General features: G+C 49.5%; 29 protein-coding genes and 5 tRNA genes. 25 read left to right on the forward strand and 9 right to left on the reverse strand.

Going from position 1 to position 26,417, the window contains the following annotated elements:
• Nucleotides 1-223: 223 nt before the first annotated feature.
• From JOD01_RS18415 to JOD01_RS18470, 12 genes are all read left to right on the forward strand, one after another.
• Nucleotides 224-300, forward strand: a tRNA-Asp gene (locus tag JOD01_RS18415).
• Between the two features lie 46 nt (nt 301-346).
• Nucleotides 347-422, forward strand: a tRNA-Phe gene (locus tag JOD01_RS18420).
• A gap of 17 nt (nt 423-439) precedes the next feature.
• Nucleotides 440-515: transfer RNA gene (locus JOD01_RS18425), tRNA-Lys, on the forward strand.
• Nucleotides 516-523: 8 nt separating this feature from the next.
• Nucleotides 524-599: transfer RNA gene (locus JOD01_RS18430), tRNA-Gly, on the forward strand.
• Between the two features lie 165 nt (nt 600-764).
• A complete protein-coding gene (locus JOD01_RS18435) occupies nt 765-2,390 on the forward strand; it encodes a tetratricopeptide repeat protein (RefSeq protein WP_204519762.1) in 1,626 nt (541 codons plus the stop codon).
• 57 nt (nt 2,391-2,447) lie between these two features.
• Entirely contained in the window at nt 2,448-3,410 is a 963-nt protein-coding gene (trxB, locus tag JOD01_RS18440; RefSeq protein WP_204519763.1) for a thioredoxin-disulfide reductase, read from the forward strand.
• Nucleotides 3,411-3,624: 214 nt separating this feature from the next.
• Entirely contained in the window at nt 3,625-4,506 is an 882-nt protein-coding gene (gene rapZ / locus JOD01_RS18445) for an RNase adapter RapZ (RefSeq protein ID WP_204519766.1), read from the forward strand.
• A 79-nt stretch (nt 4,507-4,585) separates the two neighbouring features.
• The gene (locus tag JOD01_RS18450) at nt 4,586-5,581 is read left to right on the forward strand and encodes a gluconeogenesis factor YvcK family protein (RefSeq protein ID WP_239565577.1); all 996 of its coding nucleotides are present in this window, start codon (nt 4,586-4,588) and stop codon (nt 5,579-5,581) included.
• Nucleotides 5,582-5,587: 6 nt separating this feature from the next.
• Nucleotides 5,588-6,538 carry a DNA-binding protein WhiA gene (whiA, locus tag JOD01_RS18455; protein WP_204519777.1) on the forward strand — a complete coding sequence of 317 codons (951 nt, stop codon included), beginning with the start codon at nt 5,588-5,590 and terminating at the stop codon, nt 6,536-6,538.
• A 45-nt stretch (nt 6,539-6,583) separates the two neighbouring features.
• Nucleotides 6,584-6,841, forward strand: a complete 258-nt coding sequence (locus JOD01_RS18460; protein ID WP_204519778.1) for an HPr family phosphocarrier protein — start codon at nt 6,584-6,586, stop codon at nt 6,839-6,841.
• Between the two features lie 136 nt (nt 6,842-6,977).
• Nucleotides 6,978-7,190, forward strand: a complete 213-nt coding sequence (locus JOD01_RS18465) for a hypothetical protein (RefSeq protein WP_204519779.1) — start codon at nt 6,978-6,980, stop codon at nt 7,188-7,190.
• Entirely contained in the window at nt 7,187-7,366 is a 180-nt protein-coding gene (locus tag JOD01_RS18470) for an H-type small acid-soluble spore protein (protein WP_204519780.1), read from the forward strand. Before JOD01_RS18465 ends, JOD01_RS18470 begins: the two co-directional genes overlap by 4 nt.
• Before the next feature lie 62 nt (nt 7,367-7,428).
• On the opposite strand, the gene clpP is transcribed toward JOD01_RS18470, so the two are convergent.
• A complete protein-coding gene (clpP, locus tag JOD01_RS18475) occupies nt 7,429-8,028 on the reverse strand; it encodes an ATP-dependent Clp endopeptidase proteolytic subunit ClpP (RefSeq protein WP_275581978.1) in 600 nt (199 codons plus the stop codon).
• 128 nt (nt 8,029-8,156) lie between these two features.
• The gene (locus tag JOD01_RS18480; RefSeq protein WP_420829104.1) at nt 8,157-8,378 is read right to left on the reverse strand and encodes a hypothetical protein; all 222 of its coding nucleotides are present in this window, start codon (nt 8,376-8,378) and stop codon (nt 8,157-8,159) included.
• 221 nt (nt 8,379-8,599) lie between these two features.
• On the opposite strand from JOD01_RS18480, the gene ytzI reads away from it, so the two are divergent.
• From ytzI to JOD01_RS18495, 3 genes are all read left to right on the forward strand, one after another.
• The gene (gene ytzI / locus JOD01_RS18485) at nt 8,600-8,728 is read left to right on the forward strand and encodes a YtzI protein (RefSeq protein ID WP_204519781.1); all 129 of its coding nucleotides are present in this window, start codon (nt 8,600-8,602) and stop codon (nt 8,726-8,728) included.
• 170 nt (nt 8,729-8,898) lie between these two features.
• On the forward strand, nt 8,899-10,107 hold the full coding sequence (locus JOD01_RS18490) for a branched-chain amino acid ABC transporter substrate-binding protein (RefSeq protein WP_204519863.1): 1,209 nt from the start codon (nt 8,899-8,901) through the stop codon (nt 10,105-10,107).
• Between the two features lie 163 nt (nt 10,108-10,270).
• Nucleotides 10,271-10,417 (forward strand): hypothetical protein, encoded by a 147-nt coding sequence (locus tag JOD01_RS18495; protein WP_204519783.1) that lies wholly within the window; start codon nt 10,271-10,273, stop codon nt 10,415-10,417.
• 141 nt (nt 10,418-10,558) lie between these two features.
• Here the strand turns inward: JOD01_RS18495 and JOD01_RS18500 are convergent.
• Nucleotides 10,559-10,633, reverse strand: a tRNA-Arg gene (locus JOD01_RS18500).
• Between the two features lie 155 nt (nt 10,634-10,788).
• On the opposite strand from JOD01_RS18500, the gene rpoN reads away from it, so the two are divergent.
• The 8 genes from rpoN (at nt 10,789) to eno (ending at nt 19,711) form a co-directional block, all read left to right on the forward strand.
• Nucleotides 10,789-12,171, forward strand: a complete 1,383-nt coding sequence (gene rpoN, locus JOD01_RS18505) for an RNA polymerase factor sigma-54 (protein ID WP_204519785.1) — start codon at nt 10,789-10,791, stop codon at nt 12,169-12,171.
• 3 nt (nt 12,172-12,174) lie between these two features.
• Nucleotides 12,175-12,453 carry a glutaredoxin family protein gene (locus JOD01_RS18510; protein ID WP_204519786.1) on the forward strand — a complete coding sequence of 93 codons (279 nt, stop codon included), beginning with the start codon at nt 12,175-12,177 and terminating at the stop codon, nt 12,451-12,453.
• Nucleotides 12,454-12,599: 146 nt separating this feature from the next.
• Complete coding sequence (locus JOD01_RS18515; protein WP_204519788.1) at nt 12,600-13,622, forward strand: sugar-binding transcriptional regulator; 1,023 nt, start codon at nt 12,600-12,602, stop codon at nt 13,620-13,622.
• Between the two features lie 141 nt (nt 13,623-13,763).
• Nucleotides 13,764-14,768, forward strand: coding sequence for a type I glyceraldehyde-3-phosphate dehydrogenase (gap, locus tag JOD01_RS18520; protein WP_204519797.1), 1,005 nt, complete (start codon nt 13,764-13,766; stop codon nt 14,766-14,768).
• 101 nt (nt 14,769-14,869) lie between these two features.
• Complete coding sequence (locus tag JOD01_RS18525) at nt 14,870-16,051, forward strand: phosphoglycerate kinase (RefSeq protein WP_204519798.1); 1,182 nt, start codon at nt 14,870-14,872, stop codon at nt 16,049-16,051.
• A gap of 16 nt (nt 16,052-16,067) precedes the next feature.
• Complete coding sequence (gene tpiA, locus JOD01_RS18530) at nt 16,068-16,826, forward strand: triose-phosphate isomerase (RefSeq protein ID WP_204519800.1); 759 nt, start codon at nt 16,068-16,070, stop codon at nt 16,824-16,826.
• 13 nt (nt 16,827-16,839) lie between these two features.
• A complete protein-coding gene (gene gpmI / locus JOD01_RS18535; protein ID WP_204519802.1) occupies nt 16,840-18,381 on the forward strand; it encodes a 2,3-bisphosphoglycerate-independent phosphoglycerate mutase in 1,542 nt (513 codons plus the stop codon).
• Between the two features lie 40 nt (nt 18,382-18,421).
• Nucleotides 18,422-19,711, forward strand: coding sequence for a phosphopyruvate hydratase (gene eno, locus JOD01_RS18540; protein WP_204519804.1), 1,290 nt, complete (start codon nt 18,422-18,424; stop codon nt 19,709-19,711).
• Between the two features lie 135 nt (nt 19,712-19,846).
• Here eno and JOD01_RS18545 read toward each other — a convergent pair whose 3' ends face one another.
• Genes JOD01_RS18545 through JOD01_RS18555 form a run of 3 tightly spaced genes read right to left on the reverse strand, consistent with a single transcriptional unit; the run spans nt 19,847 to nt 22,730 of the window.
• Nucleotides 19,847-20,662: an ABC transporter ATP-binding protein gene (locus JOD01_RS18545; RefSeq protein WP_204519806.1), complete on the reverse strand. Its 816-nt coding sequence runs from the start codon at nt 20,660-20,662 to the stop codon at nt 19,847-19,849.
• A gap of 23 nt (nt 20,663-20,685) precedes the next feature.
• On the reverse strand, nt 20,686-21,723 hold the full coding sequence (locus JOD01_RS18550) for a FecCD family ABC transporter permease (RefSeq protein ID WP_204519809.1): 1,038 nt from the start codon (nt 21,721-21,723) through the stop codon (nt 20,686-20,688).
• The gene (locus JOD01_RS18555) at nt 21,720-22,730 is read right to left on the reverse strand and encodes a FecCD family ABC transporter permease (protein WP_204519811.1); all 1,011 of its coding nucleotides are present in this window, start codon (nt 22,728-22,730) and stop codon (nt 21,720-21,722) included. The genes JOD01_RS18550 and JOD01_RS18555 overlap by 4 nt, the downstream gene beginning before the upstream one ends.
• 191 nt (nt 22,731-22,921) lie before the next feature.
• Here JOD01_RS18555 and JOD01_RS18560 point away from each other — a divergent pair, with 191 nt between their 5' ends.
• Nucleotides 22,922-23,926: an ABC transporter substrate-binding protein gene (locus JOD01_RS18560; protein ID WP_204519813.1), complete on the forward strand. Its 1,005-nt coding sequence runs from the start codon at nt 22,922-22,924 to the stop codon at nt 23,924-23,926.
• Between the two features lie 44 nt (nt 23,927-23,970).
• Here JOD01_RS18560 and JOD01_RS18565 read toward each other — a convergent pair whose 3' ends face one another.
• The 3 genes from JOD01_RS18565 to JOD01_RS18575 form a co-directional block, all read right to left on the reverse strand.
• Complete coding sequence (locus tag JOD01_RS18565; protein ID WP_204519815.1) at nt 23,971-24,726, reverse strand: ABC transporter permease; 756 nt, start codon at nt 24,724-24,726, stop codon at nt 23,971-23,973.
• A gap of 10 nt (nt 24,727-24,736) precedes the next feature.
• On the reverse strand, nt 24,737-25,471 hold the full coding sequence (locus tag JOD01_RS18570) for an ABC transporter ATP-binding protein (RefSeq protein WP_204519870.1): 735 nt from the start codon (nt 25,469-25,471) through the stop codon (nt 24,737-24,739).
• 96 nt (nt 25,472-25,567) lie between these two features.
• Nucleotides 25,568-25,966, reverse strand: a complete 399-nt coding sequence (locus JOD01_RS18575; protein ID WP_204519817.1) for a YqzM family protein — start codon at nt 25,964-25,966, stop codon at nt 25,568-25,570.
• Nucleotides 25,967-26,160: 194 nt separating this feature from the next.
• On the opposite strand from JOD01_RS18575, the gene secG reads away from it, so the two are divergent.
• Entirely contained in the window at nt 26,161-26,391 is a 231-nt protein-coding gene (secG, locus tag JOD01_RS18580) for a preprotein translocase subunit SecG (RefSeq protein WP_204519819.1), read from the forward strand.
• Nucleotides 26,392-26,417: the final 26 nt, after the last annotated feature.

The following is a 26,417-nucleotide window of genomic DNA, read 5'->3' on the forward strand; positions in this document are numbered from 1 at the left end:
AGGTTGATAGGTTCGGTGTGGAAGCGCGGTAACGCGTGGAGCTGACGAATACTAATCGGTCGAGGGCTTATCCACATTTCCTTAGTCAATTTGCGCAGTATCGCTTTTGATAAGCGACCTTTGGCTGAAGTCCGCAAGGACGAGGACAACGGAGCGAACAAAAGCTGATGCGAGCTTGCGTATCCAGTTTTGAAGGAATAAATCCTTCAATTTATAAAATTTTGGAGCTGTGGTGAAGCTGGAGTTCACGCCGGTCTGTCACACCGGAGGTCGCGGGTTCGAGTCCCGTCAGCTCCGCCATTCATTTTCATTAGCTATGGCGGATAGCATCGTATGGAACCGTTAAGGTTCGGTAGCTCAGTCGGTAGAGCAGAGGACTGAAAATCCTCGTGTCGGCGGTTCGATTCCGTCCCGAACCACCATTGTAAATATTTAGTTTGAGCCATTAGCTCAGTTGGTAGAGCATCTGACTTTTAATCAGAGGGTCGAAGGTTCGAGTCCTTCATGGCTCACCAGTAAATAAGCGGACGTAGCTCAATTGGTAGAGCGTCGCCTTGCCAAGGCGAAGGTCGCGGGTTCGAGACCCGTCGTCCGCTCCATATTCATGTTGACAACACCACTTGCTGTTTAGCGGGTGGTGTTTCCTTCATTGATGGGCTAAATTGCATTTGTTGGCACCTTTTCAAGCGTTATTGGCTTGTAGGCGACAACAGGTTTTGATACGATACATGAAGGATAAAGCTCCTGCACAAACTGGAGGTTATATGAAAAGTAGGGAAACAGCAAATAAGACGACGGTCGTTGAGTTTAGACGTGATGCACGTTTTTTCTGCGACCGCGGTTTCCGCTTGTTGCGACGCAATGATGTAGAAAAAGCGCTTTTATGCTTTCAGCGAGCGATTGAGTTGGAACCGAACAACCCTGATTACCGTTGTCATTTGGCCAGCACGTTAGCAGAGATGGGACAGTTTGAAGCCTCAAACAACGTGCTGTATGAGATCATAGAAACCCTCGCTCCTTCGATGGAGGATGCCTATTTTTTTCTGGCCAACAACTACGCCAATATGGAAGATTTCGAAATGGCTGAGGAGATGGCCGTTCTCTATTTGCAAAAAAACAAACGCGGAACTTTTGCAGAAGAGGCGGAAGAACTACTGGATTATATTTATTTTGAACTGGATTTGCCGCCGCGCCAGTTTTTTATGGAAACAGATGACGATGTGTTTGTCAAACATGAGTTGGCGCGACGGTCTTTGGAAGAAGGCCGTTTTCTGGAAGCCTTGCAAATTCTCAAAAACATAGTCGAAGCAGAACCGGATTTTATGCCAGCCTGGAATAACCTTTCGTTGGCCTACTATTATGTCGGTCAATTTGAACAGGCAATGGCGACGATCGACCAAACGCTGGAACGAGAGCCGAACAACTTGCACGCCTTGTGCAATTTGGCTGTTTTGCTTTCGCATCAAAACCAGTCCGCTCAGTTGGTTGAGTTGTTGGTCAAGTTGAAAAAGATTACACCGCTAAATCATGATCATTTATACAAATTGGCAACTACAATGGGAGTATTAGGGCAGCATGAAGAGGCATTTCGCTTGTACCAACGGATGATTCGCAGTTTTCCCGGACAGGATGCTTGCACCTATCATTATGCGGCGATCTCGGCGTATTTAACCAATCGATTCGAACAGGCAAGAAGGTGGTGGGGAAAAGTGAAGCAACTGGACCCGGATGCGGGAATTGCCGAACACTATTTGCAACTGCTCAAGGAACAAAAGAGCGGGGAAACAACGAAGCAAATCTCTTACCATTATCACCGACCTTACGACGATCTGATGGCCGACCGCATAAACGAGCAGAGTGTGGATAAGTTTAAAACAGATCCAATGATCCGGGCTTCACTGCTATGGGCGCTTCAGCATGGCAAAGAGGACATCAAGCACACCGTCATTCAAACATTGGGCATGATTGGCGACGATGAGGCGGAGGAAGCCATTCGCAAGTTTTATCAGGAAACGGACAACAGCCAGCTGAAAAAAACGGCTCTGCTCGCTTTGGCGCAAATGGGGGCACCATTGCCAACCGAATCAGAACCTTGCGCGGAAGGACAGGATGCAGTGCAGGCAGCCATTCGTTTCTATTTTCATCAACAGAATGACTCCGAGTTGCGAAAATGGTCCGAACAGATATGGGCAGAATATAAAAAACAAGCAGCCAAACCATTGCAGGTAAGAAAAGAAGTAGCCTGGATGGCTGCCTTTGAATACTTGTACGGGCTTATTTGCGGGCATAAACGGAGCCAACAAGAGATTGCCGAGAAATATGGGATCTCTGTCGCGACACTTACGCGCTGTTATAAAGAACTGTCGAGACTTGATTTGAATCAATTCTAAATTTATAATAAGTATAAATAGCCGGCGGTGTTGATGAGGCTGTTAGGAGGGGTAACGATGAGTGACCAAGAAAAAGTGTATGATGTGATCATTGCCGGAGCAGGTCCTGCTGGGATGACTGCCGCTGTATATACTTCACGAGCCAACATGTCCACGCTGCTGCTCGAACGGGGCATTCCGGGGGGACAGATGGCCAATACCGAAGAAATTGAGAACTATCCTGGATTCTCCAGTATATTGGGTCCGGATTTGTCCACAAAAATGTTCGAACATGCTCAGAAATTCGGCGCGGAGTATGCATACGGAGAACTGCAAGCGATTGAGAGCGAAGGACCACTGAAGCGGGTCGTTACGGGAGAAAAACAATATTTGGCCAAATCGGTTATTATTGCGACCGGGGCTGAACATCGCTTGCTCGGTGTCCCTGGTGAGAAAGAGTTGTCCGGACGCGGCGTATCGTATTGCGCTGTTTGCGATGGCGCCTTCTTCAAAGGGAAAGAACTTGTTGTCGTCGGTGGCGGTGATTCCGCGGTTGAAGAAGCGGTTTACCTGACTCGTTTCGCTTCAAAAGTGACGATTGTACACCGCAGAGATCAGTTTCGGGCACAGCAAATTTTGCAAAAACGCGCATTTGAAAATGAAAAGATTGAAGTGATCTGGAACACGGTTGTAAAAGAAATCCGCGGGGAAAATGTGGTCAGCAGCGTGCTGTTGGAAGATGTCAACAGCGGAGAGCAACGTGAATTGGCCACAAATGGCGTATTTATCTATGTAGGCATGGACCCGTTGACCGAGCCGGTGAAAAATCTCGGCATTACCAATGAGGCGGGCTACATTTTAACCGATGACGCGATGCGGACAAAGGTAGAAGGCATTTTTGCAGCAGGTGACGTTCGGGAAAAAACATTGCGCCAGGTCGTTACCGCAACCGGAGACGGTTCGATCGCCTCGCAATCCGCTCAACATTACGTAGAAAACTTGAACGAAAAGCTGAAAGAAGCAAATGTCACAGTCTCTTAATTTTGCTGTAACATCCTTGAAATATTATCGGGGTATAGTAAAAGTACGATGAATTGACCCCCTTATCTATACGAACCTTTGCGTGACTGCGTGCAGTCACGTCTTTTTTTGTTTCTGACCAAATGATGGCATTAGCAAGGGAACAGTGGAAACAGTTCGTCTTGAGGTAAGCATTGTGGTATGCTTATAGAAGGGTCATAGGAGGCGAAAAAGCATGATCGAACAAGAGCAAGAAAAAGCAATCAATTTGCTGATTATTACTGGCATGTCAGGGGCGGGGAAAACCGTGGCGGTGCAAAGTTTGGAGGATCTTGGCTTTTTTTGTGTTGACAATTTGCCCCCTATCCTGATACCAAAGTTCGCCGAACTGATCAAACATTCCGGCGGCGGCATCGAACGGGTCGCGCTGGTAGTTGATCTTCGAGGACGGGAGTTTTTTGAGAGTTTGACCGAAGCCATGGAACTGTTGAACCAAATGAGCGGCATCAGCTCGCACATTTTATATTTGGATGCAAATGATCAAACGCTTGTATCCCGCTATAAAGAAACGCGGCGGCGGCACCCTCTTTCTCCCAATGGCTCGCCGTTGGAAGGCATTCATGCGGAACGCCGGCTGCTGCAGGAAATGAAAGGGCTGGCCAACCAGATTATCGATACGAGTCAATTAAAACCGGCTCAGCTGCGCGAAAAAATCGTCAATCAATATTCGCAGCAAGGCTCCAATTTGACCATTAATATTCAGTCGTTTGGCTTTAAATATGGCGCACCGATCGATGTAGATTTGCTGTTTGATGCACGTTTTTTGCCAAATCCACATTATATAGAAGAGCTGCGTCCTAAAACCGGCTGTGATCCGGAAGTAGCCGAGTATGTGTTCAAACACAGTGAAACCAAAGAGTTTGTCCACAAATTGCTCGATTTGTTAACGTTTACGCTCCCGCATTATCAGCGGGAAGGAAAAAGCCAACTGGTCATCGGCATCGGTTGCACCGGCGGCAAACACCGTTCCGTGGCGATCGCTGAGCATCTCGGGGATTACTTCAGCAAGGAATTTACCGTGCGCGTCAGCCATCGCGACATTGAAAAAAACAAATAGATAGAGGTTGGCAAGATAGCCGACGCAATCAGAATTATGCTGACGGAGCATTCTTCGTGAGGGGAAAATGAGGTGACATATGTCAGTAGGGCGAGTGGGGAAGCAACATAAACCGCTTCCAAATGTGGTGGTAATCGGCGGGGGGACAGGACTGTCCGTTATTCTGAGAGGTTTGAAGCAGGCGCCGGTTCATATTACAGCAATTGTGACGGTTGCTGATGATGGGGGAAGCTCCGGCCGACTCCGAGAAGAGATGGATATGCTTCCGCCGGGCGACATTCGCAACGTCTTGACCGCCTTGGCCAACACAGAACCATTGATGGAAAAAGTGATGCAATATCGGTTTACCAATGGAACGGGACTGGCCGGCCACAATCTGGGCAACTTGTTGCTGGCGGCCATGAACGAAATTACCGGAGATTTTGTAACGGCGATAAAAAAGTTAAGCGATGTGCTGGCCGTACGCGGAGTCGTTTTGCCGGCAACCAAGCAGTCCGTCTCATTGAAAGCGGAAATGGCGGATGGCACTGTAATCAGCGGAGAGTCAAAAATACCGTTGGCGGGCAAACAGATCAAACGGGTTCTCATTGAACCGGCAGACGTTGTCCCTTTGACGGAAGCGATTCAGGCGATCCAGCAAGCAGATGTGATTTTGATCGGTCCGGGAAGTTTATATACGAGCATCTTGCCGAATCTGTTGGTTCGGGGCCTGTTTGCCGAAATCAAACGTGCGGCAGCTCCGAAATTTTATATTTGCAATGTAATGACCCAACCGGGGGAAACGGATGGTTTCACGGCAGCCAATCATGTAGAAGTGCTGTATCAACACGTGGGCGGTCCTTTTTTGGACACCGTTTTGGTGAATTCAGCAGAAATTCCGTCACACATCCGGGAGAAGTATGCAGAAAAAGGCGCGTTTCCCGTAGAGTGTGACATGGAACGGCTGGCACAGTTGGGCTTAAATATTGTCGCCAAACCATTCATGACGTTTGAAGGAGGCTATTTGCGCCACGATGCGGGTGCGGTCAGCCGGGAGATTGTATCCGTGATGAGGCGGAGCAGGAAGAAGGAGTGAACGAAAGTGTCATTCGCCGCGTTAACCAAAAAAGAATTGACGATGTTGGAGAACTCTCCTTGTTGTAGTCGCGCTGAATTATCCGCCTTAATTCGCATGAACGGCAGTATTCAATTTGGTGCCGGGCGGTTTGTGTTGGATATCTCGACGGAAAATGCGGCGATTGCAAGAAGAATCTATACCTTAATCAAGCAAATTTTTCAAGTGCATGCCGAATTGCTTGTGCGAAAAAAGATGCGATTGAAAAAGAACAATGTGTATATTGTGCGGATTCCGCATCAAGCCAATGAAATTTTGAAGGAATTAGGCATTATGGATAAGGATTTATCCTTTGCGCCAGGCATCTCCAGCGAACTCGTAAAAAAATCATGCTGTCGGGCTTCCTACTTGCGCGGTGCGTTTCTTGCCGGCGGTTCGGTTAATCATCCGGAAGCCTCCAGTTATCATCTGGAAATATTTACGGCCTATCAAGATTTTTGCGAGGCTTTGACCGAGATGGCCAACCGCTATCGACTGAACGCCAAGTGTATCGAGCGGAAGAAAGGTTATGTTCTCTACATAAAAGAGGGAGAAAAGATCACCGAGTTTCTGAGCTTGATTGGCGCTCACCAGGCGTTGCTTTATTTTGAAGATGTCCGCATCGTCAAAGATATGCGCAACTCCGTGAATCGTTTGCACAATTGCGAGATCGCCAATATTAACAAGACCGTCAATGCAGCGACCAAACAGATGGAGAACATTCAACTGATACAGCATGAGATCGGGTTGGAAAACTTGCCCCCGAGATTACGGGAAGTCGCGGAGCTGCGGCTGCTGCATCCCGATATTAACCTGAAAGAACTGGGCGAAATGATCCCGAGCGGTGCGGTAAGCAAATCGGGAATCAATCACCGGCTTCGGAAAATTAACGAAATCGCCGACAAATTGAGAGAAAAACAAAATGTTTCTGCGCCTTAACATGCTATAATACGGTAACGAGTGAACATAGGGAGGAGGTACATCATGGTGCAACAGCAGGTAAAGGTAAACTTGAAAACTGGATTGCAAGCACGTCCCGCCGCTTTCTTCGTGCAGGAAGCCAACCGTTTTGTTGCTGATATTTTCGTGGAAAAGGACAACAAAAAGGTGAATGCCAAAAGCATCATGGGAATTATGAGCTTGGCAATCAGTTCGGGAACAGAAATCATCATTTCCGCTGAGGGGCCGGATGCCTCTCAAGCTGTAAATAGTCTGGTCGGGCTGGTCAGCAAGGAAGAATAGGGGAAGACACCGATCAAACCGGGAAAGACACTTGCTTTTGCAAAGTGTCTTTTTATTTTGCCCGGCGTTTGAATGAGCAGAGCGAAATGGGGAACTGCTAATAAAGAGTTGAACGAAGGGAGGAGAGCAGGCGACGATGCAAAACCAAGGCGACCAGGAACAAGATTCGCTTTATGAAGGCCGAGACAAACACTTTGTTGATATTGACCGGATGGTGAACGAAGGGTTGGGTGGAGGTCAGGTAACCGATCAAAATGGCTTGATCGAGGAGACGACGACTGATTCTCTGGATGGAGTTTATACGACAGATGAGCGCAAACGCCAGCAGGAAGGAGGAAATTTGCAATGAATATTGTCCGGGCGCAAGAAATTTTACAAACCGAACAAAAAATTGAGGTAGAGTATCAGGGAAAACCGGTTTGGATCGATCATGTGGATGAAGAGACGGCAACGGCCAGCGTCCACCTGGAAAACAATCCGGCGAACAAAATGACCGTCGAAGTCAATCAATTGATCGAGAAATAAACGTGCAAAAAAGTAAGGGTTGTTCTCAATCGTCGAGAACAACCCTTGTTCGTTTCACTGGCTTATTTGCTGGCGGGAGTAGAGGTAATCACGTCATCAATCAAGCCGTATTCTTTCGCTTCATAAGCAGACAGGAAGTTGTCGCGGTCGGTATCTTTGGCGATCCGCTCCAAAGGTTGGCCGGTGCGTTCGGACATGATTTTGTTCAAATGTTCGCGCATTCGGATAATCCGTTTTGCCGCGATTTCAATGTCGCTCGCTTGGCCTTGCGCGCCGCCAAGCGGTTGATGGATCATCACTTCGCTGTTTGGCAGGGCAAAACGTTTACCTTTTGCACCGGCACACAGCAGGAAGGCTCCCATGGAAGCAGCCATACCGACACAGAGGGTGGAAACATCCGGTTTGATATACTGCATTGTGTCGTAAATCGCCATGCCAGCGGTGATCGAACCGCCAGGGCTGTTGATGTACAGCTGAATATCTTTCTCAGGGTCTTCCGCTTGCAAAAACAGCAATTGGGCGACGACGCTGTTTGCCACTACATCGTTAATCGGAGTTCCCAAAAAGATAATCCGATCCTTCAGCAGGCGAGAGTAAATATCGTAAGCGCGTTCCCCGCGGTTGGTTTGTTCAATGACGGTCGGAATCAGATTCATGTTCATCATTGTTCCTCCTCTCTTTCGTAAGATTATCATACACAATTGGTCAATAAAGGTCAAACGTGTTTGCGCATTTTCTGTACTAGGTTATCCCAAAACGGAACGGATTTAAACCTGTTCCCTAGCGAAAATCAAGGAGAGCTTTGCTCTTCCTCTTCCAGTTCATGTAACTCAACGGCTACCTTTAGCGTGGCTTTCATTTTTTTGCCCTTGATTAGCGTATAATCCGTAATATTTTGGGCTTCCAGCTGATTAAGCGCTTCGGCCAACTTTTGTTCATCTGTATAAGGCTGGACCGTCAGCAAACATTCTTCATCATTCGCTTCTTGATAAATCAAATAATATTGTTCCAATAATGGCAACTCCTCCAAAAGGTTATCCACAAAATTATCCACAAGTTGTGCACAAAACATTCGTTCGTGGGATAAATTTATTTTTCCAAATCAGGTTATCCCTATGCGCTTTGCCATGAATGTTCAAAGAAGCAGCCTGGGAATAGTTCAGCATTGAGCGAAAAACCGACTTCCTTTATAATAGAGCGGAATGTCAAAACAGACGGTGAAAGGTGAGAACAATGGGGACAATTATAACGATTACGATCATCCTTTTTGTTGTTATTGTTGGATTAACCATCGTGGTTACAAATAAAGCGTATTCACACAAGCACAATGATATTGATCCTGAATTGAAAGAGAAGCAGTGATTCTCCAAAAAAACCGGCCAGGCGAAGTTGGCCTGATCGTCCCGATTAAATTTGCATATTTTTTTTAGTTGCAAATTTTCTAATTTATTTTAAAATAGGGTCAAGCCCAAATAAAAAGAAAGTTTTTTTGCAAAATAGAAGGGGGAGCAATTTTGGTGAAGAAAAGAACGATGGCATTATTGTCGGCAATTTTGGCGGTAGGAACCGCATTGACAGGGTGTGGGGCCGGTAACACCGCTCAACCTGCACAATCGAACAATGCTGCGCAACAAAGCAGTGGCGGAGGAGAAGCATCCGGGGCTCTGGAGAAAATCGTCATCGCTTCCGTCGGTCCTCTGTCCGGACCAAACTCCGCTTACGGAGATACGGCAAAGTCAGGAGCCGAATATGCTTTGAAACAAAAGCAGGAAGAATTTAAAAAGCTCGGTTTCGAACTGGAATTGTTGGCGCAAGATGAACAGGCCGATCCGAAGCAAGCGGTATCTGTTGCGGAGATGTTGATTTCCAATCCGGATGTGCTGGCGGTTGTGGGCCATCCGACGACAGGGGCTTCGGTAACCGCATCGGTTAAATATAATCAAGAGAATCTGGTCATGGTTTCGCCAGCTGCAACGGGAACCAGTTTGACGCAAGAAGGCAAAAAAGTTGTCCACCGTATTTGCGCACGTGACGATCAGCAAGGTTCCAAAGCGGCAATTTATGCGAAAAATCAACTTGGTGTGAAAAATGCTTTCTTGATCCATGACAAACAAGCATACGGACAAGGTCTTGCGGAAGAAGTGAAAAAACAATTCGAAACAGACGGCGTTCAAGTGCTTGGCTTCGAAGGCGTAACCGCTGGCGAAAAAGATTACAGCGCCATGATCAACCAAGTAATTGCGGCAAATCCGGAAATGGTTTACTTTGGCGGATACTATGCCGAAGCGGGCATCATCGTGAAACAGCTTCGCGATAAAGGCTTTAAAGGTTACTTTATGGGCGGAGACGGTTTCGACTCTGATGATATGGTGAAAATCGCCGGACCGGCTGCCGAAGGCGTTATCTTTACTTCTACGGTTGGCGATATTTCCGCTACCGACGAAGGCAAAAAATGGATCACCGATTATGAAAGTGCCATGGGCAAAAAAGTCGGGATCTTCACGGCATTCGGTTATGATTCCATGAATGTTGTTCTCCATGGGGTAGAAGAAGCGATTAAAGCAAACGGCGGCAAAAAACCGAGCCGCGAACAAGTACTGGATGCTGTCCACGGCATCAAGGATTTCCAAGGTCAATTTGTCAAAGTTGGCTTCGACGAAAATGGTGACAACCAATTCGCATCTGTATTCGTCTATAAGTACGCGAACAACCAAAAACAATTTGTCGGTGAAGCAAAATAAACCGGCTGACCAAAACAAAAACCGCTCCTGGATCAGGAGCGGTTTTTTCCTTTTGCTCTCCTTCAATCAAGCAGCAACCTTTTTCAGCCTTGCATGAAAAAGAAGTGAAAATACGGGGAAAATAACGTTTGTTACTCTCATACTCTTTCGGAGGGAGAAGGAAATGAAAACCTACACATGCTACTACTGTGAACACGATACCGAAAGCGCCCACCTCATTACCTTTTTCCAAGGACAGCAAGAGCGGGAAGAGCTGTTGTGCGACACTTGTTACGCTGACTGGCTCGAGTCCCTAAAGAGTGAGCCTTGAGAGTAACTGGAAACAGACGCCTTTGCTTCGTCGATAATCGGCGGCAAGGGCGTCATTTTGTTGCGCATCGTTTTGCCGGTTTCAGCGGCAACGAGGAAAAACTAAAAAACCCTGCTAACTTAGCAGAGTTTATTGATTAGATGGTACGCCCGAGAGGAGTCGAACCTCCGCACACGGTTCCGGAGACCGTTGCTCTATCCACTGAGCTACGGGCGTATATCGAATTTACTTTCTTAGTATATAAGGTTTTCGGAAAAAAATCAAGGGGTTGTGCAACTTAAATTTTGGCAGGAAAATTGCATAAGCGAATTGAATACAAATGTAATACAATGAAATCAGGAACTCATCTGGCATGAAAGGGGGAGAAGTCAATGAATATGGGTCTGGGCTTGTATCAGGAGCAGACATTGAAACTTGTCATGACACCTGAGCTTCGGCAGGCGATTACGATCCTTCAGTATTCAACGGTCGACCTTATTTCATACTTGCAAGAACAGGCGATGGAAAACCCTGTGATTGAATTGCAAGAGGTGAGTGTTGCGATTGAACCGGAAAAAGCCGGCAAGGAACAATCCGCTTTGGAATGGGATTGGAAGGAACTGATCGGCAGCCGGGCAACGGGTGACTATGTTGTAGCGAAAAGTGAAAGCACTTACAATCCATTGGATTATGTGCAGCGCACCAGTTCCACGCTTTATGAATATATGGAAAGGCAATTGGGCTATGTCAAAGGATTGTCTTCCGCTCAACGCAAAATTGCCATGTTTCTTATTGGCAATCTTGATGAAAACGGTTATTTGGAAATCTCCTTGGAAGCGGTCAGTGAAAATTTGCAGGTGGCGGTGCGAGACGTAGAAGAAGTTTTGTCCGTCATTCAGCATTTTGACCCGATCGGGGTAGGGGCCCGCAATTTACAGGAATGCCTGTTGTTGCAGCTGCAGCATCAAGGTTGGGATGACGAACTGCATGTAGAGCTTGTGACAAATCATTTGGCGGATATAGCCAACAATCGGTTTCAGAAAATCGCCGAGAAAACAGGCTGTACGCTGCAGGATGTGCAGCAAGCGGCTGACTTGATCCGTTCGCTCAATCCCCGGCCTGGTTCCGCTTTTCATTACGGCGAGACGCGCTATATCGTACCTGACGTCGTCGTGGAAAAAGTGGCAGGCGACTATATCGTGCTGGTAAATGACAGTTTGGCTCCCCGCCTGACGATCAATACGTTTTATGAAAAAATGTTAAAGGAATCGACCGGCCAAAACGAGGCTCAGCAATTTATTCACGACAAGCTAAATGCGGCGCTGTGGCTGGCCAAGAGCTTGGAACAGCGCAGGCTGACCTTGATGCGGGTCACCCAGGCGATCGTGGAAATGCAGCGGGATTTTTTTGAATATGGCATTCATAAGTTAAAACCGATGACGCAAAAGGAAGTGGCGGAGCGGGTCGAACTTCATGAATCGACGATCAGTCGGGCAACGAGCAACAAGTATGTGCAAACGCCCCGCGGGCTGTTTGAATTGAAATACTTTTTTACTTCCGCTTTGTCTACGGCCAGAGGAGAAGCGATGTCCTCGGAGAGTGTCAAAAAGCGGATCAAATCGATGATCGAGCAGGAAGATCGGAAGCGTCCGCTCTCGGATCAAGCAATCGCCGATCTGCTCGCCAAAGAAGAAATCGAGATTTCCCGCAGAACGGTGGCCAAATATCGTGAAGAAATGATGATCCCGTCTTCGGCGAAACGAAAGAGGTACTAAACGATGAATGGAATGGCAAAGTTCTCTGTCGTGTTATATGGAAGAGCAGGCTGTCACCTGTGTGAGCAAGTGGAGCGAATGATCCAAAAGGTGGCCGTAGACTACCCGCTGGAGCTGACCGTTATCGATATTCAATCAGAGATGGCGCTTGAAGAAAAGTTCATGCTGACCATTCCGGCGGTGGCGATCGATGGTGAAGAGGTGTTTCTTTCCGAAACTTCGGTGGTAACCGAAGAGCAGTTTCGGGCAGAATTGCAAAAAAGGACAGCCGCTCAAAGCTGATCAGATCTATTTTGGGTTTCCAACAACTTGAAAATATTTTACAGTTGTGTTACAGTTACCACTGTAAATATTTTTTTGGCTTATGCGGGACAAAAAATGTATATAGCGGGACATTTTCGGTCCTGGCATACAAAAAGGAGTGAGCAATGCGCGAACTGATTGAGGTGCAACGAAAGCTGCTCCCGGATTTGGTTGAGGTATTGCGAAACCGGTACACGCTTCTGCAAACGATTGCTCATCTTCAGCCAATCGGCCGGCGGGCCCTGTCACAAGTGATGAACACGACGGAGCGAATTTTGCGCGCAGAGGTCGATTTGCTGAAGGAAATGGGTTTGCTTCATGTCGCGCCGGCGGGAATGAGCTGCAGTGAAGAAGGAATGCGGATTCTCGAGCAGCTGGAGCCGATGGCCGATGATCTGTTTGGTTTGAATGAACTGGCCAGCCAATTACAGCATTATTTGCAAATTAACAGAGTGGTGGTCGTTCAGGGAGATTCCGATCAGGCCGAATGGGTGAAGCAAGAATTGGGCCGGATGGGGGCCAGATTGTTGAAGCAATATGTGCGCGAAGGCGATGTGATTGCCGTCACAGGCGGCTCGACGATTGCCAGCGTATCTGCCCACTTGACTCCTTCGTCTGCTTTTCGGACGGTACAATTCGTTCCTGCACGGGGCGGATTGGGGGAAAAAGCAGAGCTTCAGGCAAACTCTCTGGTTTCATCGATGGCGGCCAAGACAGGAGCCAGCTACCGCTTGCTGCACGTTCCTGATCGTTTGCCGGCTGACGCCTTGCAGACGCTGAAAGAGGAACCGCAAATTATGGAAGTGCTCAGCCTGCTTCATTCCGCGCGAATTGTCCTGCATGGGATCGGGGAAGCGATCAAGATGGCGCAAAGACGCCGCTATGATGAGGAAGAACTGGCGGAACTTCGCGAGTTGGGCGCAGTATCGGAAGCGTTTGGCTATTATTTCAACGAAGCGGGAGAAATTGTTCACCGGATGGAAACGATCGGGTTGCAGCTGGAAGATGTGCAAAACGCTGAAGTTGTGATCTCGATAGCCGGTGGAGCCAGCAAAGCAAAAGCGATTTTGTCTTTTGCCAAACAATCTTGTCAAAATGTGCTGATCACCGACGAAGGGGCAGCGCGAGCGATTTTGGGAAAAGAGTAAGCTTTTCCACGGATTGTTTTTCCGGATTTGGTCAAACTGGTAACTGACTGAGGCGATTTGGGATTTTTTGCTTGCAACTGTTCCGCTTTTTCAACGGAACGGTGTGAAAATAAACCAACAAAATTTCAGGAGGTTGTAACTATGGTAAAAGTGGGGATTAACGGATTTGGACGGATCGGACGCAACGTATTCCGTGCAGCATTGAATAATCCAAATGTGGAGATTGTGGCGGTAAACGATTTGACCGATGCGACCACATTGGCTCATTTGCTGAAATATGACACCGTACATGGCGTTTTGGAACAAACGGTTGAAGCGCGGGAGAACACGCTGATTGTCGGCGGAAAAGAAATTAAAGTGCTGGCAGAGCGCGATCCTGCCCAACTCAATTGGAAAGACTACGGCGTAGAAATTGTTGTCGAGTCAACCGGCCGGTTCACAAAACGGGAAGATGCAGCGAAACATCTGGAAGGCGGAGCGAAAAAAGTCATTATTTCCGCACCGGCTACCAATGAAGATATTACGATCGTAATGGGCGTGAACGAAGACAAGTATGATCCGGCTGCTCATACGGTTATTTCCAACGCTTCTTGCACAACCAACTGCTTGGCTCCTTTTGCCAAAGTATTGCATGAGAAATTTGGCATCGTTCGCGGTTTGATGACGACAGTTCACTCTTACACCAACGACCAGCAAATTTTGGACCTGCCGCATAAAGATTTGCGCCGGGCCCGTGCAGCGGCACAGAACATTATTCCGACCTCGACGGGTGCGGCCAAAGCTGTTTCGCTCGTATTGCCCGAACTGAAAGGAAAACTGAACGGCTTTGCTATGCGGGTACCGACTCCAAACGTATCGGTTGTCGATCTGGTCGCTGAACTGAAGCAATCGGTAACGGCTGAAGATGTAAACGCGGCGCTGAGAGATGCAGCGGAAGGCGCTTTGAAAGGTATTCTCGCTTATTCCGAAGAGCCATTGGTTTCTTCCGACTACAACGGCAATCCGGCTTCTTCCACCATTGACGCCTTGTCGACCATGGTTATTGAAGGAAACATGGTCAAAGTCGTTTCCTGGTACGATAACGAGTGGGGCTATTCCAATCGTGTTGTAGACCTGTGCCAATATGTTGCACAGCGTGGTTTGTAAGCCTTACAATAGAAAAGATTAGGGAAAGGGAGAGATGCTCTCCCTTTTTCCCATGCAGTTCCCTGCTGGAAACAATCCCCAGTTGTGAGGAGGATTCGCTGATGAAGAAAAAGTCAATCCGCGACGTGGAAGTTGCCGGAAAACGGGTATTTTGCCGCGTCGATTTTAACGTGCCGATGCAGGATGGGGTCATTACTGATGATACGCGAATCCGCGCTGCAGTACCGACGATTCGCTACCTGATCGAACAGGGAGCAAAAGTGATCCTCGCCAGCCATTTTGGACGTCCCAAAGGCAGTGTGGTCGAAGAGATGCGCCTTACCCCAGTCGCTTCGCATCTGTCCGGTTTGCTCGGGCGAGCGGTGAAAAAACTGGATGATTCGGTTGGTGCCGAAGTGGAAGCGGCGGTTGCGGCCATGCAAAATGGCGATGTCATTCTGCTGGAAAATGTTCGCTTCCATGCCGGTGAAGAAAAGAACGATGCCGAACTGGCGAAGCGGTTTGCCGGTCTGGCCGATTTGTTTGTCAACGACGCCTTTGGCGCAGCGCACCGCGCTCATGCGTCAACGGCCGGAATTGCCCAATATATCCCGGCAGTCGCCGGACTGTTGATGGAAAAAGAAATTCAATTTCTCGGCGGTGCTTTATCCAATCCGGAACGCCCGTTTACGGCAATTGTGGGCGGCGCCAAGGTGAAAGATAAAATTGCTGTCATTGAAAACTTGCTGGGCAAAGTAAATACGCTGATTATCGGCGGTGGAATGGCCAACACCTTCATCAAAGCGGAAGGACATAGCGTCGGGGCTTCGCTTCATGAAGAAGATAAGCTTGATCTGGCGCGCTCTTTGATCGACCAGGCGCAGGAACGCGGAGTCAAGCTGCTGAAGCCTGTTGATGTGGTCGTGGCCGATCGGTTTGCCGCTGATGCAGCGAAGAAAGTAGTGCCGGTTGAAGCGATTCCTGATGGTTGGATGGCGCTTGATATCGGTCCGAAATCAGCGGAATTGTTCCGCGAGGCGATTGTTTCTTCGCAAACGGTGCTTTGGAACGGCCCAATGGGCGTCTTTGAGATGGATGTCTTTGCGGAAGGAACGATTGCCGTAGCCAAGGCGATGGCAGATTGCCAAGGAACAACGATTATTGGCGGAGGGGACTCGGTGGCTGCTGTGGAAAAAGCCGGGGTGGCCGAGCAGATGACCCATATCTCCACAGGCGGCGGAGCTTCGCTGGAATTTATGGAAGGCAAGGAACTGCCCGGGGTGGCTGTGCTGGAAGACAATTAATCAGGAGGCCCGAGTTATGAGACAGAGGATTATCGCAGGTAACTGGAAGATGTACAAAACGATTGCGGAAGCCGAGCAGTTTGCCAATGCGGTGAAGCAAGCGGAATTGTCCGCAACGGTGGAAAAAGTGATTTGTGCTCCATTTACAGCCTTGTCGGCACTTTCGGCCATCTTGAAAGGAACGGAGATCAAACTGGGGGCGCAAAACGTACACTTTGCCGAAGAAGGGGCGTATACCGGCGAGATCAGTCCATTGATGCTGAAGGAACTGGGAGTCGACTACGTCATTATCGGTCATTCTGAGCGTCGCCAATATTTTAATGAGACGGACGAAACGGTGAACAAGAAAGTAAAAGCGGCGCTGCAGCACGGTCTCAAACCGATCATCTGCGTCGGGGAAACGCTGGCAGAATATGAGGCAAACGAGACGGAAGCGGTCGTTCGCAGGCAAACGGAAGCCGCTTTGCAAGGGCTGTCTGCCGAGCAGGTCAGTGTAAGTGTGATCGCTTACGAACCGGTCTGGGCGATTGGAACAGGCAAGTCTTCCACTGCGGAAAACGCCAATCAGACGATTGCCTACATTCGCCATGTCATCGCTTCCCAGTTTGATCAGGATACGGCAAACGCTGTGCGAATCCAGTATGGGGGCAGTGTAAAGCCGGATAACGTTGCTGGTTTCCTGCAGCAATCGGATATCGATGGAGCGCTTGTCGGCGGAGCCAGCTTGACCGTGGAAGGCTATCTCGGATTGATTGCCGGAGCGAGCACAAAATAGGAGGTGCAGCATAATGACACATCGTCCAAAACCAGTCGCGCTAATCATTTTGGATGGTTTTGCAATGCGTGAGGAAGTCTATGGAAACGCGGTTGCCCAAGCCAAGAAACCAAATTTCGAGCGTTTTTGGAGCAAGTTTCCACACGCCACGCTGGAAGCGAGCGGACTGGCGGTTGGCTTGCCGGAGGGACAGATGGGCAACTCGGAGGTCGGCCATCTCAATATCGGCGCCGGTCGGGTCGTTTATCAGGACTTGACAAGAATCTCCAAGGAAATCAAAGAAGGCAACTTCTTCAAAAATGAGACGCTGCTCAACGCCATTCAGCATGTAAAACAAAAAGGCAAAAAACTGCACTTGTTTGGTCTTTTGTCGGATGGAGGCGTACATAGTCACATCCATCATCTGTTTGCCATTCTTGAATTGTGCAGACAGCAAGATTGCCAGGATGTTTTTGTGCACGGTTTCCTTGATGGACGTGATGTGGCGCCTGACAGTGCGGTAGGCTATATCGAAGAGCTGCAGGCGAAAATGAATGAACTCGGCGTCGGACAAATTGCCACCATTCAGGGACGCTATTACGCGATGGACCGCGACAAACGCTGGGAACGGATTGAAAAAGCGTACCGGGCGATGGTTTACGGAGATGCGCCGCATTATACCGATCCGATCAAGGCCGTCAAAGAATCTTACGAGAAATCGATTATGGATGAATTCGTCATGCCGACGGTCATCGTCGATCAGCAGGACCAACCGGTGGCAACGATCGAAAGCGAAGATGCGATCATTTTCTTCAACTTCCGTCCGGACCGGGCCATTCAAATCTCGCAAGCGTTTACGAACGAAGATTTTCGCGGTTTTGATCGCGGCGAACACCATCCGCGCAAGCTCTATTTTGTCTGTCTTACCCATTTCTCCGAGTCGGTCGATGGCTATGTCGCCTATAAGCCGACCAATCTGGACAACACCTTGGGGGAAGTTTTGGCTCAGCATAATCTGACCCAACTGCGGATTGCCGAAACGGAGAAATACCCGCACGTCACCTTTTTCTTCAGCGGCGGACGCGAGCAAGAGTTCCCTGGAGAGAAGCGTATTCTGATTCCTTCGCCAAAAGTCGCCACCTACGATCTGCAGCCGGAGATGAGCGCTCCGGAAGTGACGGAGGCAGTACTGAAGGAGATCGCGGAAGAAACCGTCGATGCAATCATTCTTAATTTCGCCAACTGCGATATGGTCGGACATTCAGGGAAGATGGAACCGACTATCAAAGCGGTGGAAACAGTAGATACTTGTCTGGGCAAAGTGATTGATGCGATACTGGAAAAAGGTGGTGCAGCCGTTATTACCGCCGACCACGGAAACGCCGATCTGATGCTCGACGAAGCAGGGCGACCGATTACATCGCATAGCACATATCCGGTACCGGTGATTGTTACCAAAGAGGGCGTCACCTTGCGGGAGGATGGCGTGCTTGCCGATTTGTCCCCGACCTTGTTGGAGCTGCTGGGCGTGCCGCAACCGGCGGAAATGACCGGCCGGTCGCTGATCAAGAAGTAAAACCGTATTCGAAACGGAAAAACGAAGGAGATGATCGATCATGGCAACGATTATTACGGATATTTATGCGCGGGAAATTATGGACTCCCGCGGGAATCCAACTGTGGAAGTGGAAGTTTATCTGGAAGACGGTTCGATGGGACGCGCGGCAGTGCCATCCGGTGCTTCCACAGGTGCCTATGAAGCGGTTGAGCTGCGCGATGGAGACAAATCGCGCTATTTGGGCAAAGGTGTGTTAAAAGCGGTAGAAAACGTGAACGAAGTGATCGCTCCGGAATTGATCGGCTTCGATGCCCTCGACCAAGTGGGAATTGACATGACGATGATTCAATTGGATGGAACGCCAAACAAAGGCAAATTGGGTGCCAACGCCATCCTTGGCGTGTCGATGGCCGTTGCCCGCGCGGCTGCGGCTTCGTTGGGAGTGCCGCTGTATAACTATTTGGGCGGATTCAACGGAAAAACATTGCCAGTGCCGATGATGAATATTTTGAACGGCGGCAAACATGCCGATAATACCGTCGATATTCAGGAATTCATGGTCATGCCGGTGGGAGCGGAAAGCTTCTCGCAAGCGCTGCGCATGGGATCGGAAATTTTCCATTCGCTGAAAAGCGTGCTCGCTTCCAAAGGATTAAATACCGCTGTGGGAGATGAAGGCGGTTTTGCTCCCAACCTGAAATCCAATGAAGAGGCGATTACGACCATCCTGGAAGCGATCAAGGCGGCCGGGTACGAAGCGGGCAAAGATGTGTTCCTCGCCCTCGACGTTGCTTCCACTGAGATGTACAAAGACGGGAAGTATCATTTTGAAGGGGAAGGCGTCGTGAAAACGACAGAAGAAATGATCTCCTTCCTGGAAGATTTGGTCAACAAATACCCAATTATTTCGATCGAAGATGGATTGTCCGAAGATGACTGGGATGGCTGGAAACAGTTGACCGAACGCCTTGGCGGCAAAGTGCAGCTGGTTGGAGACGACTTGTTTGTGACCAACACCGAACGGCTGGAACGCGGAATTAACCTGAACACGGCAAATTCAATTTTGATCAAAGTGAACCAAATTGGTACTTTGACGGAGACTTTTGACGCGATCGAGATGGCCAAACGCGCGGGATATACCGCCGTCGTGTCCCATCGTTCCGGCGAAACTGAAGATTCCACGATCGCTGATATCGCGGTAGCGACCAATGCCGGTCAAATCAAAACCGGTGCGCCTTCCCGTACGGATCGCGTAGCGAAGTACAATCAATTGCTGCGCATTGAAGACGAGCTTGGCGATACAGCCAAATTCGGCGGACGGGCCGCTTTCTATAACTTGAAAAAATAACCTTGCTTTGGACCAATGCAATAGCGATGGAGTTCATCGCACAAAACAAAGATCACCTTACCCTTGTGCTTAGCACCGGGGCAGGTGATCTTTGTTCTTTTTGCAGGCACTCATGCAGCCCACTCATGCAGCCTCCTAGTATTGCGGCACGGCTGTTCGTTGTGCCAGCTTGCGACCTTTGCCGTACGGTATGCACATGGGTGTACCGTACAACGGATCGACAGCGATCTGCGAGTCGAGCTGAAATACATCGCGTACCAACTGTTCCGTCATAATCTCTTCCGGACTTCCTTGGGCGTAAATTTGCCGGTTGCTGATGGCAATCAAGTGGTGGGCATAACGGCAGCTCAGGTTGAGATCATGCAGCACCATCACAATCGTTCGTTTCTCGGTTTCATTCAACTCATACAGCAGATCGAGAATTTCAATCTGATGCGTCATATCCAAATAGGTGGTTGGTTCGTCCAGCAGGATGGTCCCCGTCCCTTGGGCCAGCGTCATGGCAATCCAGGCACGTTGCCGTTGCCCGCCAGACAGTGAATCGACCGGACGGTCAGCCAATGCCGTCAGGCCGGTTGCCTGCAACGCTTGAACGACCGCTTGTTCATCCTGTTTCGACCACTGTTGCAGCCAGTTTTGGTAAGGATAGCGCCCTTGTTTCACCAATTGGAAAACGGTCAACCCTTCCGGGGCAGCAGGCCCTTGCGGCAGAATCGCCAATTGTTTGGCAACTTCGCGGGTCGGGTGTTGGAAAATATCCCGACCATCGAGCAATATCGCCCCGGTCACCGGCTTCAGCAGCCGGGCGAGCGAGCGCAGCAGGGTCGATTTCCCGCAGCCGTTGCTGCCGATCAGGACGGTAATCTTCCCCGCGGGAATTTGCAAATCAAGGTTTTCGATAATCGGCTTTTCGCCATACGAAAGTGTCAGTTGTTTGGTCGCCAATGTCATCGGATCTTCTCCTCCCCAGCAAGCTATCGACCGCGGTTTTTGTAGAGCAAGTAGATAAAGAACGGAGCGCCGATCGCAGACGTTATCGCTCCAACAGGAACATCCAGCGGGGCAAAGGCCGTCCGGGCAATCAAATCTCCTCCGAGCACGATAAAGCTTCCGGCGATCACCGAAACGGGCAAAATACTGCCGAACGACGGCCCGACCAATTGTCTGGCAATATGCGGAGCCAGCAAGGCGACAAACCCGATCGCGCCGCCGATTGCCACCGCCGCACCGGTTAATCCTACACAAATCAGCATCAAACAAAGCTGATTGCGGCTGAGGCGGCTGCCAACACCCAGCGCAATCTCTTCACCGAGTTGCAGAATGTTGGCATGTCGGGCACAGATCGAAGCCAAAGCCAACAAGATCAAAAACCAGGGCAAAATCAGAGAAACATCCGTCCATGATGTGCCGTAAATGCTTCCCGTCAGCCAGATCATCGCCTTGCTGGTGAGAATTTGCGGGGCGAGCACAATAAAGATGGTCACCAATGCCCCTGTTAAGGCTTTCAGACCGATTCCGATCATCACCAGCCGAAATGAACCGAGTCCGCGTTTCCAGCCAAACAGATACAGGACGAAGGCAATCAGGATGGCCCCGGCGAAAGCGGCAAACGGCAGCAGAAAAATGCTGGCCGACTGAAAAATGGTGATAAAAGCAACGGCAGTGACGGAAGCGCCCCCGGTGACGCCGAGAATGTCGGGGGAAGCGAGCGGATTGCGGACAATCGCCTGCATAATCGCGCCGGCTGCGCCAAATGCGCCTCCAACGAGCAGGGCCACCAAAATTCGCGGCAGCCGCAGCGTCGTAATCACCAAAGCAGATTGCGGAGAACCGATTCCCAATAACGCCTTTAGCACTTCTGCCGGACTGATTTTCATCTCGCCCATTCCGGTGCTGACGATGGCCAAAGCGATAGTAATCAAGGCGAAGAATACCGTTGTCCAGAAAGCTCTTCGGCTGATAAGCAGGGAAACCGCAAACTTCCGGGAGCGAACTGAATAATTGGCTTTCATCGTTTCTCACTCCCTTTTCCCGCCAAGATAACAAAGAAGGGGGCACCGATCAAAGCGGTGACCACGCCGATCGGCAACTCTGTCGGATAGGCCAAAAATCGGGCGCCAATATCTGCTGTCAGCAGCAAGATGGCTCCCAGCATCGCACTGTAGAGGAATTGCCAGAACAGTCCGGGACCGACCAGTCGGCGGGCGAGATGAGGCGTGACCAAACCGACAAAGCCGATAGGCCCGGCTACGGCAACTGCGCTTCCTGTCAACAAAACGATGGCAAGGCCGGACATGATTTTTACCAAGCGGGTGTTTTGTCCGAGACTGGTGGCAATTTCATCGCCCATCATCAAGGTGTGCACCGGCTTGGCCAGCATCAGCGTCAAAAGCCAGCCGCTTGCCATATAAGGAAAAACCGCTTGCAAATATTCCAGTTTGCGCCCGGATACAGAGCCTGTTAACCAGAACAGGACTTCATCCAATGTTTGCTGATTGACGGTCAGCAATCCATACGTAATGGAGGAAGCAAGCGCCGCCATTGCTGCACCCGCCAGCGTCAGTGTCAAGGGGGTAAGACCTTCCCGCCCGGAAGCGGCGATGACATAGATCAAAACGCCAGTGACGGCGACACCGGCAAAGGCGATCCAGGTAAATTGCGCCAAAGAGCTGACGCCAAAAAAGATCATCGCGACGACAACGGCCAAAGAAGCGCCGCTGTTTAACCCAAGTATTTCAACGTCGGCCAAAGCGTTTCGGCTTAAAGCCTGGAGCAGCGCGCCACAGATGCCCAGGCTGATCCCGACCGCAGTGGCGATTAATGCCCGCGGCAGACGTACATCCTTGATGACGATCTGCTCATTGCTTCCATTAAAATGCAAATAAGCGTCCATGACCGTCTGCCAGTTTGTGTTCATCACACCCCAGACAATGCTGGCCAAAAACAGGCAAAGGATTGCCAAGATTCCGGCAAACAGTCCAAACCATTTCCATAATTGATTCGTGGGCAAGCTGGTCATTTTAAGTCCTCTTTCATTCAATGGAATTGGAAAAATGATCAGGATTTCTTCTAAAGTTTAGAGGGAAAACAGGGGTTTTGTCAATGAAACTGAGAATCATTATCGACCTTTCTATTGACGCCGCTGTCAAGGCGATATAGTATGTTAATTGATTATCATTCTCAGTGTATAATTAGGGGGAAAACATAACAATGAGAAAACGTACATACATTCGTCCGAATGGAATGGGATCGATGCTTGCTTTTCTTCTGGCCCTTTGTCTATTGGTCACCGGTTGCGGAACAGGGCAGAACCAGGCGAGTGAACAAACAGGATCAAGCAGTGCAGGTGAAACAGCGCAAGCGGAGCAATCGCAATCTTATGTAGTCAAGCATGCAATGGGTGAAACCACCATCAACGGAACGCCGAAGCGCGTGGTCGTACTGACCAACCAGGGGGTCGAAACGTTGCTGGCGTTGGGAGTCAAGCCTGTCGGTGCCGTCTCCGCATGGAATTCCGACACGTTTTATGACCATGTCAAAGCGCAGATGGAAGGGGTAACGGTTGTTGGCGATGAGACTCAACCGAATGTCGAAGCGATTGCCGCCTTGCAGCCGGATCTGATTTTGGGCATGAAATTCCGCCACGAAAAAATTTATCAGCAGTTGTCCGCAATTGCTCCGACCGTCTTTTGCGAAGAGCCGCGCGGGGATTGGAAAGAAAACTTTAAATTGTATGCCGAGGCCGTGAACAAAAAAGCGGAAGGGGAAAAAGTGCTGGCTGATTGGGATAAAAAAGTTGCGGAAGTGAAGCAAAAAGCCGGAGATAAATTGCAAACGAAAATTTCACTCGTGCGCTTTATGCCGGGGAAAGTGCGGATTTACTATAAAGATACCTTTGCCGGTGTCATTTTGAACGAACTTGGCTTTGCCCGTCCGGATAGCCAAAACAAGGAAGACTTTGCTGCAGAAGTGACCAAAGAACGGATTCCGGAAATGGATGGCGATATGTTGTTTTACTTTGTTTACGAGACAGGGGACAACAAGGCAAGCGCTTTGGAACAAGAGTGGACCAACGATTCGTTGTGGAAAAACCTTCAAGTCGTGAAAAACAACAAAGCGTTTAAGGTAAATGACGTAATCTGGAATACATCGGGCGGCGTTCTGGCGGCAAACCAGATGCTGGATGAACTCTCGCAATTCATTGACAAAATGTAACGGACGAAGAAGCTGTCTCCCCAAGGAGACAGCTTTGTTTTGTCTTATTGCTCCTGTTCCCGCAAATATCCTTCCGGTGTATACCACAGCGAGTAGCAGAGCAGCGCCAGCACCATGGCGGAAAGCGTGGCAGCCGCGGCCAATGAGAACATGATCATGATTTGGTATTTGACGGCATCGACCGGACTGGCACCGGCGATAATCATCCCGGTCATCGTTCCGGGCAATTGCACCAGGCCCATTGTTTTCATCGTGTCAAAAGTCGGAATCATGCTGGCTTTGATCACCCGCTTGATTACGGGCTGAATCGCTTGCCTGCGCGTTGCCCCCAACGACAGCAGCGTTTCGATTTCGCCGCGTGAACTGTTGACCTCGCGTTTTAGTTGGCTGAGAAACAAGCCGGAGACGACCATAGCGTTGCCGAGAATCATTCCGCTCAGCGGTACGAGGTATTGCGGTGTCAGCTTGATACTGCCCGTGCCGATCAACAGCGACATCGTGACCAATTCGCTAAAAATCATTGCCGAGGCGATTCGCCAGTGAATGCCGGGAATACCCGCGCCCCGGCGAGCCGCGTTCCAGGTGGCAACCAGGAGCATCATCAGCAACAGCAGGGCGATCAAAACCGGATGATTCGATGCGAAGATATATTGCAAGACATAGCCAATCAAAAAAAGCTGGATGGCGCAGCGCAGGGCGCTGACAGCAATTTCTTTTTCCAGCGCCAGTTTTTGTCTTGCGGAAAACAACAACGGGATGATGATGAATAATGCCGAAAACCAGATTGTCAACGAAGCCACGCTTATCCTCCTAGTTGGTTACTTTTTCAAGAGACGTTTGCAAAAAGCGGCGCGCTTCTTCCGTTCGGGGCGAATGGAAGAAAGCCTGGGGGGAGGAGTCTTCCAGCAGTTGCTCTTCAGCGAGAAACCAGATTCGCTGACTGATCCGTCGGGCTTGTTCCAGCTGATGGGTAACCCAGATTTGGGCAGTTCCCTCGCTGCGCTGAAGTTCGAGCAGCACCTGTTCTACCGCGTGCTGACTGTGAATGTCGAGGGCGGAGGTAACCTCATCAAGCAGCAAGATGCGGGGACGCAACAGGAGCGCGCGAATCAAGGCCAAGCGCTGTTTTTCTCCGCCCGAGAGCTGCGCTGCCGCTTTCGACCAGTCCAGGTGAAGCTCCATTCGTTCCATCAATTGCCGGGCATAGTCGCGGTCGAAGGGGATTTGCTGCAAGTGACTGGCAATTCGCAAATTATCTTCGACACTGCCGGGCAGCATGATCGGCTGTTGGGCCACATAGCAAACCGTGGAGCGCCATTCTTCGGGAGAGTAGGCGGCCATCGGCTGATCAAACAAGTAAAGTTCGCCAGCGTCGGCGCCGGACAATCGGGCAATAATTCGCAGCAAGGTGCTTTTCCCTTGTCCGGAAAAGCCCAGCAGGTGGATGATTTGAGGTTCCGCAACGGCAGCAGACAGGTTGCGAAACAGGTAGCTGTCTGTACTGCCCGGGCGTTTTTTGGCCAGTTGTTTTAGCTGGAGCAGCATCGACAAGTGAATTCCCCCTTGCGATAAAATGGCATAAAATATAAAAATCCTCGAAGAAGGCTTTCCTCGAGGATGAAAGGCAGATATGTATGCGCTTTATTTATGTTCCGCCAACCATTCTGCCACGGCTTGAATTTCCGGTTGCTTTTTCAGTACGCCCGGTGGCATTCCGCCTTTACCGTTTTTAATGATGTCCATGATTTGCTCGGCGTTGTACTTGCTGCCAACTTTTGTCAAGTTTGGACCGACAACCCCTTCGAGATTTTGACCATGACAGGAAGCGCAGTTTGCCTTAAAGACGGCTTCGCCGTTCACCGCAGCAGTGGGCGCACCGCCGCCACCTTGCGCTTCTTCGCCATGTTGTGGCGGGAAAATAACAGATGCTACGAGTGCGATGAGGAAAACCAAAAACAAAATACCAAATGAAGTAGTAAAGGCCCTAGCTGAATCGACAATATCATTTTGGTTCATATCTTTTTTGTTTGAGCCAGCCATTGGATAAAGACCTCCTAGTTATAGTTAAACAGTACAATTGTCATTTTACGGTAAAATCTCCTAATGTGCAAGGAGACCTTGAAAGTTCCAAAGAAAAGACACATTTTTCCAAGTCTTGCTGACAGAGTATAACTATGATAAAGTAAAAATAATATGTTTTACAGTGCTGGTAAATCGGGTTCTGAGGTGAATGTATGCTGTTAGCTGCTAAAATATTGATGGTTATTGCTGCAATCGGTTTGATTATTGTTATTTTGTTGCAATCTGGAAAAAGCGCAGGATTGTCCGGAGCGATTGGCGGCGGTGCCGAACAATTGCTAGGCAAACAAAAAGCGCGCGGCATTGATGCGCTGCTGGGAAGATTAACGGTTATTTTTGCGGTATTGTTCATGGTGTTCGCCGTTTTGCTTGGCTATTTTTTGTAGACAACTTAATGGTTTCTTATGGAGGC

Source organism: Brevibacillus fulvus (assembly GCF_016908525.1).
Taxonomy (GTDB): domain Bacteria; phylum Bacillota; class Bacilli; order Brevibacillales; family Brevibacillaceae; genus Brevibacillus_G; species Brevibacillus_G fulvus.